Annotated in this window: 17 protein-coding genes and 2 tRNA genes; 12 read left to right on the top strand and 7 right to left on the bottom strand. The window is 57.2% G+C overall.

Annotated features, from left to right (window positions below; genetic code table 11):
- The first annotated feature begins 103 nt into the window (after positions 1-103).
- Entirely contained in the window at positions 104-1618 is a 1515-nt protein-coding gene (norR, locus tag SK47_RS16950) for a nitric oxide reductase transcriptional regulator NorR (protein WP_032610014.1), read from the top strand.
- Here the strand turns inward: norR and gutQ are convergent.
- The 7 genes from gutQ to srlA form a co-directional block, all read right to left on the bottom strand.
- Entirely contained in the window at positions 1615-2580 is a 966-nt protein-coding gene (gutQ, locus tag SK47_RS16945) for an arabinose-5-phosphate isomerase GutQ (protein WP_015571677.1), read from the bottom strand. The two genes, norR and gutQ, sit on opposite strands and share 4 nt — an antisense overlap.
- Complete coding sequence (locus tag SK47_RS16940) at positions 2573-3346, bottom strand: glucitol operon DNA-binding transcriptional repressor SrlR (RefSeq protein ID WP_047654160.1); 774 nt, start codon at positions 3344-3346, stop codon at positions 2573-2575. Before SK47_RS16940 ends, gutQ begins: the two co-directional genes overlap by 8 nt.
- A 63-nt stretch (positions 3347-3409) precedes the next feature.
- Positions 3410-3769, bottom strand: coding sequence for a transcriptional regulator GutM (gene gutM / locus SK47_RS16935; RefSeq protein WP_023323656.1), 360 nt, complete (start codon positions 3767-3769; stop codon positions 3410-3412).
- A 67-nt stretch (positions 3770-3836) separates the two neighbouring features.
- Positions 3837-4616, bottom strand: coding sequence for a sorbitol-6-phosphate dehydrogenase (gene srlD, locus SK47_RS16930; RefSeq protein WP_003862162.1), 780 nt, complete (start codon positions 4614-4616; stop codon positions 3837-3839).
- Between the two features lie 14 nt (positions 4617-4630).
- Positions 4631-4993, bottom strand: a complete 363-nt coding sequence (srlB, locus tag SK47_RS16925) for a PTS glucitol/sorbitol transporter subunit IIA (protein WP_022651730.1) — start codon at positions 4991-4993, stop codon at positions 4631-4633.
- Between the two features lie 12 nt (positions 4994-5005).
- Entirely contained in the window at positions 5006-5965 is a 960-nt protein-coding gene (locus tag SK47_RS16920) for a PTS glucitol/sorbitol transporter subunit IIB (protein ID WP_045331261.1), read from the bottom strand.
- A complete protein-coding gene (gene srlA, locus SK47_RS16915; RefSeq protein ID WP_003862164.1) occupies positions 5962-6525 on the bottom strand; it encodes a PTS glucitol/sorbitol transporter subunit IIC in 564 nt (187 codons plus the stop codon). Before srlA ends, SK47_RS16920 begins: the two co-directional genes overlap by 4 nt.
- Before the next feature lie 251 nt (positions 6526-6776).
- Between srlA and mltB the strand changes: the two genes are divergently transcribed.
- The 11 genes from mltB (at position 6777) to SK47_RS16860 (ending at position 16594) form a co-directional block, all read left to right on the top strand.
- Positions 6777-7877: a lytic murein transglycosylase B gene (mltB, locus tag SK47_RS16910; RefSeq protein ID WP_057979986.1), complete on the top strand. Its 1101-nt coding sequence runs from the start codon at positions 6777-6779 to the stop codon at positions 7875-7877.
- 266 nt (positions 7878-8143) lie between these two features.
- Positions 8144-8797 carry a metal ABC transporter ATP-binding protein gene (locus SK47_RS16905; RefSeq protein WP_022651726.1) on the top strand — a complete coding sequence of 218 codons (654 nt, stop codon included), beginning with the start codon at positions 8144-8146 and terminating at the stop codon, positions 8795-8797.
- Positions 8794-9654 (top strand): metal ABC transporter permease, encoded by an 861-nt coding sequence (locus SK47_RS16900; protein ID WP_015571669.1) that lies wholly within the window; start codon positions 8794-8796, stop codon positions 9652-9654. The genes SK47_RS16905 and SK47_RS16900 overlap by 4 nt, the downstream gene beginning before the upstream one ends.
- Positions 9655-9668: 14 nt before the next feature.
- Positions 9669-10547, top strand: a complete 879-nt coding sequence (locus SK47_RS16895) for a metal ABC transporter substrate-binding protein (protein WP_048244817.1) — start codon at positions 9669-9671, stop codon at positions 10545-10547.
- A gap of 130 nt (positions 10548-10677) precedes the next feature.
- Positions 10678-11175 carry a nicotinamide-nucleotide amidase gene (gene pncC, locus SK47_RS16890; protein WP_003862172.1) on the top strand — a complete coding sequence of 166 codons (498 nt, stop codon included), beginning with the start codon at positions 10678-10680 and terminating at the stop codon, positions 11173-11175.
- 89 nt (positions 11176-11264) lie between these two features.
- Complete coding sequence (gene recA, locus SK47_RS16885; RefSeq protein WP_015571667.1) at positions 11265-12323, top strand: recombinase RecA; 1059 nt, start codon at positions 11265-11267, stop codon at positions 12321-12323.
- 68 nt (positions 12324-12391) lie between these two features.
- Entirely contained in the window at positions 12392-12892 is a 501-nt protein-coding gene (recX, locus tag SK47_RS16880) for a recombination regulator RecX (protein WP_017382782.1), read from the top strand.
- A 131-nt stretch (positions 12893-13023) separates the two neighbouring features.
- Positions 13024-15651: an alanine--tRNA ligase gene (gene alaS, locus SK47_RS16875; protein ID WP_022651724.1), complete on the top strand. Its 2628-nt coding sequence runs from the start codon at positions 13024-13026 to the stop codon at positions 15649-15651.
- Between the two features lie 241 nt (positions 15652-15892).
- A complete protein-coding gene (csrA, locus tag SK47_RS16870) occupies positions 15893-16078 on the top strand; it encodes a carbon storage regulator CsrA (protein ID WP_000906486.1) in 186 nt (61 codons plus the stop codon).
- Between the two features lie 342 nt (positions 16079-16420).
- A tRNA-Ser gene (locus SK47_RS16865) sits at positions 16421-16513 on the top strand.
- A gap of 4 nt (positions 16514-16517) precedes the next feature.
- A tRNA-Arg gene (locus SK47_RS16860) sits at positions 16518-16594 on the top strand.
- Positions 16595-16611: the final 17 nt, after the last annotated feature.

Genomic DNA, 16611 nt, shown 5'->3' with positions numbered 1-16611 from the left:
TAATGGATTTATATTTTGATGCTCCCAAATGGGTAGTCATTTTGACTATCTTAAAAATTGTCAATATGACACTATGCATTGTCAAAATGACAGTGAGGCAGAGATGAGCTTTTCCGTAGATGTGCTGGCGAAGATCGCCATAGAACTGCAAACCGGTATTGGTCATCAGGACCGCTTTCAGCGGCTGATCTCCACGTTGCGTCACGTGCTGGATTGCGATGCCTCGGCGTTGCTGCGTTACGAAGGGCGGCAGTTTATTCCGCTGGCTATCGACGGTCTGGCGAAGGACGTACTCGGGCGGCGCTTTACCCTGGAGGGCCACCCGCGTCTGGAAACCATCGCCCGTGCGGGTGACGTGGTGCGTTTCCCGGCGGACAGCGATCTGCCCGACCCTTACGACGGCCTGATCCCCGGGCAGGAGAGCCTGAAGGTGCACGCCTGTATCGGCCTGCCGCTGTTTGCCGGGCAGAACCTGATTGGTGCGTTAACCCTCGACGGCATGTCGCCGGATCAGTTCGATACCTTCAGCGACGAAGAGCTACGGCTGATTGCTGCGCTGGCGGCCGGGGCGCTGAACAACGCCCTGCTGATAGAACAGCTGGAGAGCCAGAATATTCTTCCGGGTAGCCCGACGGCGTTTGAGCAGGTGGCACACACCGAAATGATCGGCCTTTCGCCAGGCATGGCGCAGCTCAAAAAAGAGATTGAGATTGTCGCCGCGTCTGATTTGAACGTGCTGATCTTCGGAGAGACCGGTACCGGTAAAGAGCTGGTGGCGAAAGCGATCCACGAAGCCTCGCCCCGTGCGGTGAATCCGCTGGTCTATCTCAACTGCGCGGCGCTGCCGGAAAGCGTGGCGGAAAGCGAGCTGTTCGGACACGTCAAAGGGGCCTTTACCGGGGCGATCAGCAACCGCAGCGGCAAGTTCGAAATGGCCGATAACGGCACGCTGTTCCTCGATGAAATTGGCGAACTCTCCCTTTCGCTCCAGGCCAAACTGCTGCGGGTGTTGCAGTATGGCGATATTCAACGTGTGGGAGACGATCGCAGCTTACGCGTGGATGTGCGCGTGCTGGCGGCGACGAACCGCGATCTGCGCGAAGAGGTGCTGGCGGGGAATTTCCGCGCCGATCTGTTCCACCGTCTGAGCGTGTTCCCGCTCACGGTGCCGCCGCTGCGCGAGCGGGGCGAGGATGTGGTGCTGCTGGCGGGCTTTTTCTGCGAACAGTGTCGGCTCAAAATGGGGCTTTCCCGCGTGGTGCTAAGCCCCGGTGCGAGGACGCACCTGCTGAGCTACGGCTGGCCAGGTAACGTGCGTGAACTGGAACATGCGATTCACCGCGCGGTGGTGCTGGCGCGGGCTACGCGTTCGGGGGATGAAGTGGTAATTCATGCGCGCCATTTCGCGCTGCATGAGGAAACGACGCCGTCCGTGAAGCCGGTGATACCTGAGAGCGTGAACGAAAACCTGCGCGAGGCGACGAATGCGTTCCAGCGTCAGATGATCACCCGCGCGCTGGAGCAGAATAACCGCAGCTGGGCGGCGTGCGCGCGGGCGCTGGAGATGGACGTCGCCAACCTCCACAGGCTGGCGAAACGTCTGGGGCTGAAGGGTTAAATAATCCCCGCCTGGTAGAAGTCTTGCAGGTTGATCGCGCCGCACAGCCTGCCGTGCTCGTCCACCACCGGCGCGGCGGTGATTTTGCGCTTCATCAGCACCTCTTTGGCTTCAATGGCGCGGCTGTCGGCATTCAGCGTCAGTCCGCCCTGGGTCATTGCTTCGGATACCCGCGCCTCCAGCTTGCCGCCGCCCACCAGCCAGCGGCGCAGGTCGCCGTCGGTGAAGACGCCCTTCACCTGGCGGTCATTGTCGCATACCGCAACCAGCCCCAGCCCGGTGCGGCTCAGCTCCAGCATGGCGTCCATCACGCTGGTGTCGAGTTTGACCTGAGGAATGGCATCGTCGGTGCGCATCAGGTGGTGAACCTTGTTGAGCAGACGTGCCCCAAGCGCGCCCGCAGGATGGGAGCGGGCGAAATCTTCCTCATTAAAACCGCGCGCCTGCATCACCGCCATTGCCAGCGCGTCGCCCATCATCAGGGTGTTGACGGTGCTGGAGGTCGGTGCCAGGTGCATCGGACAGGCTTCGCGCTCAACGGAAATATCCAGCGTTGCTTTCGCGGCCAGCGCCAGCGGCGATCGGGATTTGCCGGTCATCGCTAACAGGGCCACCGATTTTTCTTGCAGGCGAGGGATGATGAGATCCAGCTCTTTGGCTGAACCGGAGTAGGAGATAAACAGCATCACGTCGCGGCTTTCGATCATCCCCAGATCGCCGTGCAGCGCTTCGGCAGGATGCACAAAGAACGCCGGGGTGCCGGTGCTGGCAAGCGTAGCGGCAATCTTCTTGCCGATATGACCGGATTTACCGATACCCGCCACGATCACTTTACCCTCGCAGTGGATAATGGTGTTGGCTGCACGAACAAAATCCTCACCCAGACGCTCCGGCAGGCGGCTGGCTTCCTGTAGCTCCAGCAGCAGGGTCTGACGGCCTGCGTTTAACAGAAAATCACTCATTTTTCTCTCCGGTTACGATCACGTCGATGCCCTTCGCTTCCAGCGCTTTTTTAAATGCCGGATCGATACCTGCGTCGGTAATCAGCTTATCGACGCTTTCAAGGCTACAGACAATGTTGGGGCTTTTACGGCCAAACTTCGACGAGTCTGCCATCAAAATCACTTCCCGCGCGGCGTTGCACATGGCTTTACTGACGCTGAACACCTCGTTAAACGTCGTGACGCCCGCGTTCAGGTCGATGCCGTCGGTACCTATAAACAGTTTATCGAAGCTGAAGTGGTCGAAGGCGTTCTCCGCCAGCTGCCCGTGAAACGACGCCGATTTTTTACGGAAGGTGCCACCGGGCATCAGGATGGTCTGCTCGCTGTCGAACTCTGACAGGGCATTGACGATGTGCAGGCTGTTGGTCATCACGGTGATGTTATTAAAGCGGCTGAGCAGCGGGATCATCTGTAGGACAGTACTGCCTGCGTCGAGGATAATGGAATCGCCGTCATGGATAAATTTGACGGCGGCTTCGGCAATCAGCGCTTTCTGGTGAGTATTGATCAGCGTTTTGTGGTCGATAGGCGGGTCGGCTTCGTCTTTATTGAGCACCACGCCGCCGTAGGTACGAATGACGGCGCCGGAGTTTTCGAGCAACACCAGGTCCTTGCGTATTGTCGTGCCGGTGGTGTCAAAGTAGTGGGCCAGATCCTCTACCGAGCACTTTCCCTGCTTTTGCAGATGCTCAAGTATGGCCGCCTGCCGCTGACGTGGTTTCATAGGCGCTTCGTTCCTTACGTTGCGAAATGATAATTCCGCAAGTTTATAACTTTCACAACGAAATTATCCATGTTTCAGATTAAGCGCTAATGATAGTGCATTCTGACAGAGTGAATCATGGGGGAAGATCACATCAGGTTGTAATTCATGCAGCGAAATGCCGTTGATCGCCTGAATTTTGGTCGGACGGGCAAACACCGTTACGCCGCGCATGATGAGGGAATCGCTCACCCGGTTGTGTTCATCCAGCGCAACGGCAACCACCACCCGCGGCTTAAAGCGCCCCCCGGAACGCCCGACGCCGACGCGTCCCTTCTGACACAACGCATCAAAGGCGCGGTTAAACTGGTAGATCTGCCAGCCGCCAAACGCCATCTGGCAGATCCAGGCGAGGGCGGCGACGGTGATGAGTGCGGTTACCATATCGGCTCCTTGTTATATTCCCTCTCCCGGTGGGAGAGGGGGAGGGTGAGGGCATCACCCTGCTCGATCAGAACATCACCTGCCCACCGGTGACGTTAATCGACTGTCCGGTGCAGTACGAGGCTTTCGGGCTGGCGTAAAACAGCAGCATGTTCAGCACGTCCTGATAGTCGCACCCGCGCTTGAGCGGCACTTTGTCGATGTAGTACTGTTCCACTTCTTCAGCTTTGATGCCAAGTTTGGCGGCGTACTGCGGCAGCAGGGACTGGAACATCGGGGATTTCAGCAGGTTACCCAGCATCAGCGCGTGAACGGTAATGCCGTATTCGGCCAGATCCAGCGCCAGAGACTGCGTCAGCCCGACGCCGCCAAACTTCGCCGCGCTGTAGCCGGAGTTGTGCTTGCTGCCCACTTTCCCCGATTTTGAGTTGATCTGAATGATGCGACCCTGAATACCGTCGCGGATCATCAGCCGGGAAAACTCACGGGCGCAGAGGAAATAGCCCACCAGATTCACCTGCAACGAGCGGTCAAAATCCCCCAGCTCGAAATCGCTGATAAACGCCGCTTTCGCAATCCCCGCGCTGTAGACCAGCAGGTCGATACGCCCAAATATCTCGTCCACGCCGCGGGCCAGCGCCATCACGCTCTGCTCGCTGGTGGCGTCGGCACCAAATCCGTACGCCATCCCTTCGCCAAACTCGGTGTTGATGGCGTCCGCTACGCGGGCGGCTTTCTCACTCTGAATATCCACGACCGCCACGCGGTAGCCCTCTGCGGCAAGCCCATGGCAGAGGAACTCGCCTAAGGTTTGTCCCCCACCAATGACAACGGCAACCTGACTCATGTGTCTCTCCTTTATTACGAAATAAATTTTAACGTGCAGCCTGGGGTGACAGCCTGCGGAACCGGGCCCACTACGTGAACCGTACCGGGATACTCCGCCTGCGGCTGGCCGTCGAAACGTAGGGTGATATGCCCCAGCTCGCGCAGGTTTTGCTCGGCGACGTCGCCGACGGCGGTCACGGCATAGCGCGCCTCGCCCAGCTGTAGCTGGCTCCCTGCCTTTAGCTCGCCGTTCAGCTCGCCGTGGCAGTGGATAAAGCAAAACTCTTCGATATCCGCAGGCGCCCCTTCGCGGAAGGTGATCAGCATCTGGTCGCTCAGCGCATCCGCCGCGCTCTGGCCGATGCGGGTAATGGTTGTCTGGTAAATCACAGTCATGGCAGGCACCTCTTATTGATAAATAAAGCCGGAAACAAACCAGGCAATCAGCACCGTCGGCGCGCCCGTCAGGAAGCGGCTGACCAGCACGGACGGCACGCCCACGCGCACGGTCTCCTGGCGTGCTTCCGCCAGCGACAGCCCCACGGGGATAAAGTCGCACGCTGCCTGGGCGTTAATGGCAAACAGGGCGGGCAGGGCGAGGTGCGGAGGAATATTCCCCAGACCAATCTGCACGCCAATCAGCACGCCGATAACCTGAGCAATCACCGCGCCCGGGCCGAGGAACGGCGACAGCAGCGGGAAGGAGCAGATCAGCGCCAGCGTCACCAGGCCGAGCGGGTGGCTGGCAAGCGGGGCGAGGCCGTGGGCAATCCAGTCGCCCAGGCCTGAGGCCATGATGATGCCGATCAGCGCCGAGACGAATGCCATAAACGGCAGAATGGTCTTCAGCACCGTGTCGATGGTGTCGCGCCCGGACTGGAACAGCACCGCCACGGCGGACCCCATCCCCATCCCGACCTTCGCCAGCAGGCCATCGCTCTGCTCGGTGATTTTTTTGCTGGTGTCGTACTCGCGCGGGGCCGCTTTTTGCGGCGCAGATGTGCCATTCACCAGCGTGATGTTGTCTTCCTTCACGCCTGACACATAAATATCTTCAACGATGTACTGCGCCAGCGGGCCGGATTTCCCGGTGGAGTGAATATTTACCGTCGGAATGCGGCGCTTCGGATAGATGCCGCAGCGCAGCGTGCCGCCGCAGTCGATCACCGCCACGCCGATTTCCGCTTCCGGCGGTTCGCCTTCCTTGAAGCCGTCGACCGCTTCCCAGCCGGTCAGATCGCGCAACTTGTCGACGATCGCCGGGCGCGTGCCCGCGGTGATGTACACAATCTTTTTGCCTTCGGTGGCGTCGAACTCCAGCGGGCCGCCCCAGCCGCCCGTGCCTTTCTCAATGCGGATCCGGTTCATGCTGTGGCTCCTGAAAGATGGACTTTCTGTTCAAGCTGGATGCCCATTTTTTTCTCAAAAATGGCGGTGGTGAGATCTGTCACCCAGCCGCGGAAGAAGTTGGTGACCAGACCGACCAGCAGGTAGCTCACCGCCAGCGGGCCGAGCGGCAGACCAAGCGTGGTAAGGCCGCTGGCGATCCCGAGATAGACAAACAGTTCGCCGGGGTTGATGTGCGGGAACAGGCCGTTCATGGAATGGCAGCTGTAGGAGGCGGCGGCGTAATAGCTCGGCTTGTACTTCTCTGGCATAAAGCGGCCGAGGCTTAAGGTCATCGGGTTGCAGAACACAAAGGTGCCGATGAAGGGCAGTATCAGGTAGCGGGACAGCGGGTTTCCGGCGCAGCGCTGGGCGAAGCGCTCAATGCGCTGCTGGCCGATAAAGTTAATCAGCGCGTTCATGATCACCAGCAGGCTGATCAGCAGGGGCAGGATCCCGGTCACCATGCCAGTAAACACTTCTCCGCCTTTCTGAAACAGCCCGATGAACCACTCGGCGCCATGGGTGATGGTTTCTATCATTCTTCTCTCCTGTAGGGCGTTTGTTTTTGTCTATCTGCGGCTAATAATAATCACTTTGAAAGGTTTTAAAGTGTTAATTAGATCTCACAATGAAAGAAAAATGTATTATTTTGAAAGTTTATTGGTGAGGTGAATAATTTTTGGTGGAAAAAGGCACGGATTTGCGTTGGGGAGGTGCGTACCGCTTCCTTGAGGAGTTGGGGATGCTTTACCATACTGGGTTCTTACCGAACTCGTTAAATGGATGCCACATGTTCAAGCGTCGTTATGCAGCGCTGTTGCCTGCGCTTATTCTCCTGTCCGCCTGTAGTAGCAAACCCAAGACCGAAGCCGTTCAGCCAACGGCGGGCGCGCCTTCCGGAGGATTCCTGCTGGAGCCGCAGCACAATATGATGCAGATGGGCGGCGACTTCGCGAATAACCCTGCGGCCGAACAGTTCATCGATAAAATGGTGAGCAAGCACGGTTTTGATCGCCAGCAGCTGCATGCCATTTTGTCTCAGGCGAAGCGTCTGGACTACGTGCTGCGCCTGATGGACAGGCAGGCGCCGACGGCCCAGGTGCCGACCGGGCCAAACGGGGCGTGGCTGCGTTATCGCAAACAGTTTATTACCCCGGACAACGTGCAAAATGGCGTGGTGTTCTGGAATCAGTATGAAGACGCCCTGAACCGCGCGTGGCAGGTCTATGGCGTGCCGCCGGAGATCATCGTCGGTATTATTGGGGTTGAGACCCGCTGGGGACGCATTATGGGTAAAACCCGCATCCTCGATGCGCTGGCGACGCTCTCCTTCAACTACCCGCGTCGCGCGGAGTATTTCTCTTCCGAGCTGGAAACCTTCCTGCTGATGGCGCGAGACGAACAGGACGATCCGTTAGATCTGAAAGGGTCGTTCGCCGGTGCGATGGGCTACGGCCAGTTTATGCCGTCCTCCTATAAGCAGTACGCGGTAGATTTTAACGGGGATGGTCACATCAACCTGTGGGATCCCGAAGACGCTATTGGCAGCGTGGCCAACTACTTCAAAGCGCATGGCTGGACGCCGGGCGGCCAGGTGGCGGTACAGGCGAACGGCGAAGCGTTTGGTCTGGAAAACGGATTTAAAACCAAATACAGCGTGGCGCAGCTGGCAGCGGCAGGCTTAACGCCGTCTCAGCCGCTGGGCAATGTTGACCAGGTGAGCCTGCTGCGCCTGGATGTCGGAACCGGTTATCAGTACTGGTTCGGGCTGCCGAACTTCTACACCATTACCCGCTACAACCACAGCACGCACTATGCGATGGCGGTGTGGCAGCTGGGGCTGGCGGTGTCTCAGGCGCGTGTGCCAGCAGCGTCACCGTTTAGCCAGTAAGTCCCCTTATGCCTCCCTCTCCCTGTGGGAGAGGGCTGGGGTGAGGGCACCCGCCCGCACCTGTTTCCCGCAGAAACATTTCGCCACACTCCCAGTTTACTCCCGCCGTTTACATCTCAATCGCCTTTCATTATTGTTATGTTATAACATTATTTAATTGAGATATCCATGTCCCTGTTTTCTCTCTCATCCTCGCTTCGGCTGCTGCTGGCGCTGGTGCTCATTCTGTTTCTCGGCCTGGCCGTGCGCTGGGCGGTGGCGTTGCCATGATCGTGATGAACGACCTGGTGGCGGGTTACGATCGCCAGCCCGTTACGCGCGCGCTGTCCGGCGTGATTGAACGCGGGAGCATGACCGCCATCGTCGGGGCCAACGGCTGCGGCAAATCCACGCTGCTGAAAACGCTCGCCGGCTTTCTTCCGCCCGTAAGCGGTACGTTTCGCTGGCAGGGGAGACGTCCGGTGGTGGGCTGGCTGGCGCAGCGTCACGCGCTGGAGGCGCAATTTCCTCTGACCGTGCAGGACGTGGTGAGCATGGGCTGCTGGCCAGCAATCTCTCTGTTTGCCGGTTTTCGTCGGGATGCCCGCATGCGCATTGCCGGCGCGCTGGAGCGCGTGGGGCTGGAGTCCATGGCGTTCTCCACTATTGATGAACTTTCCGGCGGGCAATTCCAGCGCATGCTGTTTGCCCGCGTTTTAGTGCAGCAGGCACCGCTGGTGATGCTGGACGAACCCTTCACTGGCGTCGATGAAGCGACCTGCAACGTGCTGATGGATCTGATGCTGGAGATGTATATGCAGGGGCAGACTCTGCTGGCGGTACTGCACGACAGCGAACGCGTCTCGCGCCACTTCCCACAAACATTGCGGCTGGACGCTGATACGCCGCACTGGAAAACCGAGCGGGTGAGGGTGGCATGATCTGGCATCTCTTCTTCCAGCCGTTTATTGAGTACGGCTTTATGCGGCGCGCGCTGGTGGTTTGCCTGGCGCTCTCCGTCAGCACCACTGCGCTGGGTGTATTCCTTCAGCTGCGTCGGATGAGCCTGATGGGGGACGCCCTTTCTCACGCCATTTTGCCGGGTGTCGCGGTGGGCTATCTGCTCAGCGGAATGTCGCTGCTGGCAATGACTGTCGGCGGGTTTATTGCCGGTATCGCCGTTGCGCTGGTGGCCGGGCTGGTCAGCCGCCGTACACCTCTTAAAGAGGATGCCAGCTTCGCGGGGTTTTACCTGGGTTCCCTGGCGCTGGGCGTCACGCTGGTGTCGCTGCGCGGTTCAAATGTCGATCTGCTTCATCTTCTGTTTGGCTCCATTCTCGCCGTGGATAGCGCGTCAGCCCTGTTCGTGACGGGGGTCTGCATGTTCACGCTCCTCACGCTGGCGATTTTTTATCGTGGGCTGGTCAGTGAAGCGTTCGATACTGCGTGGTTGCAGGTGAACGCGCGCTGGCTGCCCGGGATGTTACACGGTCTGTTTCTGGCGCTGCTGGTGCTCAACCTGGTGGCCGGTTTTCAGGTACTCGGCACGTTGATGGCCGTCGGGCTGATGATGTTACCCGCCGTGGCGGCACGCTGCTGGGTGCGCACACTGCCAGGGTTACTTTTGATGGCGGGTATCAGCGGTATTTTTTGCGCGTGGCTGGGCTTAAGTCTTTCCTGGGCAGTGAGTCTGCCCGCCGGGCCCTCCATTGTGCTGACCGCCAGCGCATTGTTCTTTATTTCAGTTTTATTTGGCACGCGCAGCAGGCTGGCGGATAGCCTGCGGGCGCTTTTTTAACGCAAGGGGAAACGATGAAACGTACAGGGTTAGCCGTGGCGCTCGCGCTCGGCATGATGACGCACGGCGTAATGGCGAAAACGCTTAATGTGGTGACCAGCTTTTCCATCCTGGGAGACATCACGCAGCAGGTTGGCGGCGATCGTGTGAAGGTGACGACGCTGGTGGGGCCAGACGGTGATCCCCATACTTTCGAACCCTCGCCCAAAGACAGCGCGGCGCTGAGTAAAGCTGACGTGGTGGTGGTCAATGGGCTGGGGCTGGAGGGTTGGCTCGACCGTCTGGTGAAAGCCTCCGGATTCAAAGGCCAGCTGGTAGTTGCTTCAGACGGCGTGAAAACGCACACGCTGGAAGAGGACGGTAAAACCGTGACCGATCCGCACGCGTGGAACAGCGCGGTGAACGGCGCGCTGTATGCGCAAAATATTCTCTCAGGGCTGGTGAAGGCCGATCCTGAAGATACGGCGGCGCTTGAAGCTACCGGTAAACCCTATATTGCGCAGCTCTCTCAGCTGGACGGTTGGGCTAAAAAGCGTTTCAGCGACATCCCACAGGCGAAGCGCAAAGTGCTGACCAGCCACGACGCCTTCGGCTATTTCAGCCGCGCCTACGGCGTGACGTTTATGGCGCCGCAGGGGCTGTCGTCTGAGAGTGAAGCCAGCGCGGCGCAGGTAGCGGAGATCATCAACCAGATTAAAGCTGACGGCGTGAAAACCTGGTTCATGGAAAACCAGCTTGACCCGCGCCTGGTGAAGCAGATTGCGACCGCCACGGGCGCCCAGCCGGGCGGTGAACTTTACCCGGAAGCGCTGTCCGCGAAGGGCGGCGTGGCGGACACCTACGTCAAGGCGTTTCGCCACAATGTGGACACCCTCGCTAACAGCATGAAATAAGCGTCTCTCTGGCCGGTGCGCCCACATCGGCTTTTTTCTGAAGCCCCCTCGTAAAACCCGACGCGCATCCCCATATTTGATGAGAAAGTGCTATCTTGTGCTGCATGTTTTTCTAAGGCCTGGAGCGAGAATGACTGACCATGAATTGATGCAGTTAAGCGAAGTGGTGGGGCTGGCGCTGAAACAGCGCGGCGCGACTCTCACGACCGCAGAATCCTGCACCGGCGGCTGGGTGGCGAAAGCAATTACCGATATTGCTGGCAGTTCCGCCTGGTTTGAACGCGGCTTTGTGACCTACAGTAACGAGGCTAAAGCGCAGATGATTGGCGTGCGTGAAGCCACGCTTGAGCAGCATGGCGCGGTCAGCGAACCGGTGGTGATCGAGATGGCGATTGGCGCGCTGAAAGAGGCGCGCGCAGATTACGCTATCTCCATCAGCGGTATCGCGGGGCCGGACGGCGGCAGCGACGTGAAGCCTGTCGGCACCGTCTGGTTTGGCTTTGCCACCTCAAAAGGTGAAGGGATCACCCGCCGGGAATGCTTCAGCGGCGATCGCGAAAGCGTGCGTCGTCAGGCAACGGAATACGCGTTAAAAACGCTCTGGCAACAATTTCTACAAAACACTTGATACTGTATGACTATACAGTATAATTGCCTCAACAGAACAGAAGTCCATGGTGAAGCGCAGTTGCTTCTCCCGGCATGACAGGAGTAATAATGGCTATCGACGAAAACAAACAGAAAGCGTTGGCGGCAGCACTGGGCCAGATCGAAAAGCAATTCGGTAAAGGCTCCATCATGCGCCTGGGTGAAGACCGTTCCATGGATGTGGAAACTATCTCCACTGGTTCGCTTTCTCTTGATATCGCACTGGGCGCTGGCGGTTTGCCGATGGGCCGTATCGTAGAAATCTACGGTCCGGAATCCTCGGGTAAAACCACCCTGACGTTGCAGGTTGTTGCGGCGGCACAGCGCGAAGGTAAAACCTGTGCGTTTATCGATGCCGAGCACGCGCTGGACCCGGTCTATGCCCGTAAACTGGGCGTTGATATCGACAACCTGCTGTGCTCCCAGCCGGACACCGGCGAGCAGGCACTGGAAATTTGTGACGCGCTGGCGCGCTCAGGTGCGGTTGATGTGATCATCGTCGACTCCGTTGCGGCGCTGACGCCAAAAGCGGAAATTGAAGGTGAAATCGGTGACTCTCACATGGGCCTCGCGGCACGTATGATGAGCCAGGCGATGCGTAAGCTGGCGGGTAACCTGAAGCAGTCCAATACGCTGCTGATCTTCATCAACCAGATCCGTATGAAAATTGGTGTAATGTTCGGTAACCCGGAAACTACCACCGGCGGTAACGCTCTGAAATTCTACGCTTCTGTCCGTCTGGATATCCGCCGTATCGGCGCGGTGAAAGAGGGGGATAACGTAGTCGGTAGCGAAACCCGCGTGAAGGTTGTGAAGAACAAAATCGCAGCACCGTTCAAACAGGCTGAGTTCCAGATCCTCTACGGCGAAGGTATCAACTTCCTCGGCGAGCTGGTTGACCTGGGCGTGAAAGAGAAGCTGATTGAAAAAGCGGGCGCATGGTACAGCTACAACGGTGACAAGATTGGTCAGGGTAAAGCGAATGCTATCTCCTGGCTGAAAGAGAACCCGGCGGCGGCGAAAGAGATTGAGAAGAAGGTGCGTGAACTCCTGCTGAACAACCAGGACTCTAAACCTGATTTCGTGGTCGACGGCGCGGATGCTGAAGAAACCAACGAAGACTTTTAATCCTCTCGGATAAAAATGAAGGGCTGCTGATGCGGCCCTTTTTGCATTTCTGAATCGACAGGTTTTTTATGAGTGAACCGACATCACGCCGACCAGCCTACTCACGCTTGCTGGATCGGGCCGTGCGTATTCTTGCCGTGCGTGACCATAGCGAACAGGAGCTGCGGCGGAAACTGTCAGCGCCCGTCATGAGCAAAAACGGTCCGGAAGACATTGATGCCACCGCGGAAGATTATGACCGCGTGGTTGCCTGGTGCTACGAGCATCACTATCTGGATGACGGCCGTTTTGCCGCTCGCTTTCTTGCCAGCCGTGGTCGTAAAGGCTATGGGCCAGCGCGTATCCGCCAGGAGCTGAACCAGAAAGGCGTTGCCCGTGAATCGATTGAAAAAGCCATGCGCGAAAGTGAAATTGACTGGTGCGAACTGGCGCGTGAGCAGGCGGTACGAAAGTACGGTGAGCCGCTGCCGCGTGAATTTTCAGAAAAAGTTAAAATCCAGCGCTTTTTGCTCTACCGCGGCTTCCTGATGGAAGATATTCAGGATATCTGGCGTAATTTTACCGATTGAACGCATGCGGGATTTTACTTCCCACTAAAGAAAACTTATCTTATTCCCACTTTTTCCAGTAGCTGGTCCGTCCAACTGTTTACAGATACAGATCTGCTGCGACATTTCGTTAGCTTGATTTCAGGATAATTATGAGCAAGAGCACCGCTGAGATCCGTCAGGCGTTTCTCGATTTTTTCCATAGTAAGGGACACCAGGTTGTTGCCAGCAGCTCCCTGGTACCGAACAATGACCCGACTCTGCTGTTTACCAACGCCGGGATGAACCAGTTCAAGGATGTGTTCCTTGGTCTCGACAAGCGTAATTATTCCCGCGCCACAACCTCACAGCGTTGCGTGCGTGCGGGCGGTAAACACAACGATCTGGAAAACGTCGGTTACACCGCGCGCCACCACACCTTCTTCGAAATGCTGGGTAACTTCAGCTTCGGCGACTACTTCAAACACGACGCCATTCAATACGCGTGGGAACTGCTGACCGGTGAAAACTGGTTCAATCTGCCGAAAGAGCGTCTGTGGGTGACCGTGTATGAGACCGATGACGAAGCGTTCGACATCTGGGAAAAAGAAGTGGGTATCCCTCGCGAACGTATCATCCGTATCGGTGACAACAAAGGCGCGCCTTACGCGTCTGATAACTTCTGGCAGATGGGCGACACCGGCCCTTGCGGTCCGTGCACCGAGATCTTCTACGATCATGGCGACCACATCTGGGGCGGCCCTCCGGGAAGCGCGGAAGAAGATGGCGATCGCTATATTGAGATCTGGAACATCGTCTTCATGCAGTTCAACCGTCAGGCCGACGGCACCATGGAGCCGCTGCCAAAACCGTCCGTAGATACCGGTATGGGCCTTGAGCGTATCGCGGCCGTTCTGCAACACGTTAACTCCAACTATGAGATTGACCTGTTCAGCACCCTGATCAAAGCCGTTGCTGAGGTAACGGGCGCAACCGATCTGAGCAACAAATCACTGCGCGTTATCGCAGACCATATTCGTTCCTGTGCGTTCCTGATTGCTGACGGCGTTATCCCGTCAAATGAAAACCGTGGCTATGTGCTGCGTCGTATCATTCGTCGTGCGATCCGCCATGGCAACATGCTGGGCGCGAAGGACACCTTCTTCTATAAACTCGTTGGGCCACTGATTGGCGTGATGGGCTCTGCCGGCGACGAGCTGAAACGCCAGCAGGCGCAGGTTGAACAGGTTCTGAAAACCGAAGAAGAGCAGTTTGCCCGTACGCTGGAGCGCGGTCTGGCGCTGCTGGACGACGAGCTGGCGAAACTCAAGGGCGACACGCTGGATGGCGAAACCGCTTTCCGCCTGTACGACACCTACGGCTTCCCGGTTGACCTGACGGCGGACGTTTGCCGCGAGCGCAACATCAAAGTTGACGAAGCAGGCTTTGAAGCCGCAATGGAAGAGCAGCGTCGTCGTGCGCGTGAATCCAGCGGTTTTGGCGCAGACTACAACGCGATGATCCGCGTTGATAGCGCGTCTGAATTTAAAGGCTACGAAGAGCTGGCCCTGACCAGCAACGTAACCGCGCTGTTTGTTGACGGTAAAGCCGTAGACAGCATTAGCGCGGGTCAGGACGCGGTTGTTATCCTGGATAAAACGCCGTTCTATGCGGAATCGGGCGGTCAGGTTGGCGATAAAGGCGAACTGAAAGGCAATGGCTTCAGCTTCAGCGTAAGCGATACCCAGAAATACGGTCAGGCGATTGGTCACCAGGGCAAACTGGTTTCCGGTTCTCTGAAAGTGGGCGAGGGCGTTCAGGCCAACGTTGACGAAGCTCGCCGCGCGCGCATTCGTCTGAACCACTCGGCAACCCACCTGATGCACGCAGCCCTGCGCGAAGTGCTGGGTACGCACGTTGCACAGAAAGGTTCTCTGGTTAATGACAAAGTGCTGCGTTTCGACTTCTCACATTTTGAAGCGATGAAGCCATCTGAAATTCGTGCGGTGGAAGACCTGGTGAATGCCCAGATCCGCCGTAACCTGCCAATCGAAACCCACATCATGGATCTCGAGGCAGCGAAGAAGAAAGGTGCGATGGCGCTGTTTGGCGAGAAATATGACGACCGCGTTCGCGTGCTGAGCATGGGCGACTTCTCTACCGAACTGTGTGGCGGTACTCACGCATCCCGCACCGGTGACATCGGCTTGTTCCGCATCGTTTCCGAGTCGGGGACGGCGGCAGGCGTGCGTCGTATTGAGGCGGTGACCGGGGAAGGCGCAATTGCCAGCCTGCATGCGCAGAGCGACCAGCTACACGAGATCGCGCAGCTGCTGAAAGGCGATAGCCAGAACCTGGGCGAAAAAGTGCGTGTCGCGCTGGATCGTACCCGTCAGCTGGAAAAAGAACTCCAGCAGCTGAAAGAACAGGCTGCGGCGCAGGAGAGCGCAAACCTCTCCAGCAAAGCGGTAGACATTAAGGGCGTCAAACTGCTGGTCAGCGATCTGGCGGGCGTTGAGCCTAAGATGCTGCGTACCATGGTCGACGATCTGAAGAACCAGCTTGGTTCGACGGTTATCGTGCTGGCAACGGTCGCAGAGGGTAAGGTTTCTCTGATTGCGGGCGTCTCTAAGGATGTGACGGATCGTGTCAAAGCAGGGGAACTGATTGGCATGGTCGCCCAGCAGGTGGGTGGCAAAGGTGGCGGTCGTCCGGACATGGCGCAAGCCGGTGGAACGGATGCGGCGGCACTTCCCGCGGCATTAGCCAGCGTTGAAAGCTGGGTAAGCGCGAAACTGTAATAACTACAAAGCACAAGCAGACGCCATAGCGGTAACGTTATGGCGTCTTGCTCACTGCGCTATCGATAACGATAAAGTCAGGTTGAGTTTGTGTATATCGGCTAAACTTACGTTTAACAGAATGTGATGCCGTGACTGCTTACACTTTACGTGTTTGTCATCGCTTACTTTTTGGCGTTATATGATGGATAATGCCGGGATACAAGAGACCCGACTCTTTTAATCTTTCAAGGAGCAAAGAATGCTGATTCTGACTCGTCGAGTTGGTGAGACCCTCATGATTGGGGATGAGGTCACCGTGACAGTTTTAGGGGTAAAGGGTAACCAGGTACGTATTGGTGTTAACGCTCCTAAAGAAGTATCTGTCCACCGTGAAGAGATCTACCAGCGTATCCAGGCTGAAAAATCCCAGCAGTCCAGTTACTGATATTGTCGCGTCTCGCTGTCGGGCGAGACGCAACCCTCCTGTTATTTTTCCTGCATAAAGTTACCGTTCTATTTCAAACGCTTCGTTTTTGACCACTCTCATAACCTTATCTCATCCAAATGACGCGCTTCTCTCAACAGAATTCTGTGAAGATGTCTGCAAAATCCGCTTATAAAACACTCTCTTTGCGGCTTTTACATGCGAATTGCGTGCGAATTGTGCAAACGAAAAAAGCATGTGGAAAATTGTTTGACTTATAAGTCCCAGAAAGTAATATATGCGCCACGCAGCGACGAGAAGCTCTTAACGAGTTGCTCGAAGCACTCGAAAGAGGCGTTGTGTGGTGAGGTGGCCGAGAGGCTGAAGGCGCTCCCCTGCTAAGGGAGTATGCGGTCAAAAGCTGCATCCGGGGTTCGAATCCCCGCCTCACCGCCATTTTGCATCCGTAGCTCAGCTGGATAGAGTACTCGGCTACGAACCGAGCGGTCGGAGGTTCGAATCCTCCCGGATGCACCATCTATTACTTCATATTG

The organism is Enterobacter sp. BWH52, assembly GCF_001037565.1.
Lineage (GTDB): Bacteria > Pseudomonadota > Gammaproteobacteria > Enterobacterales > Enterobacteriaceae > Enterobacter > Enterobacter hormaechei_C.
Note: the sequence above shows the minus strand (reverse complement) of the source record. Positions and strands in the feature narration are given on the sequence as shown.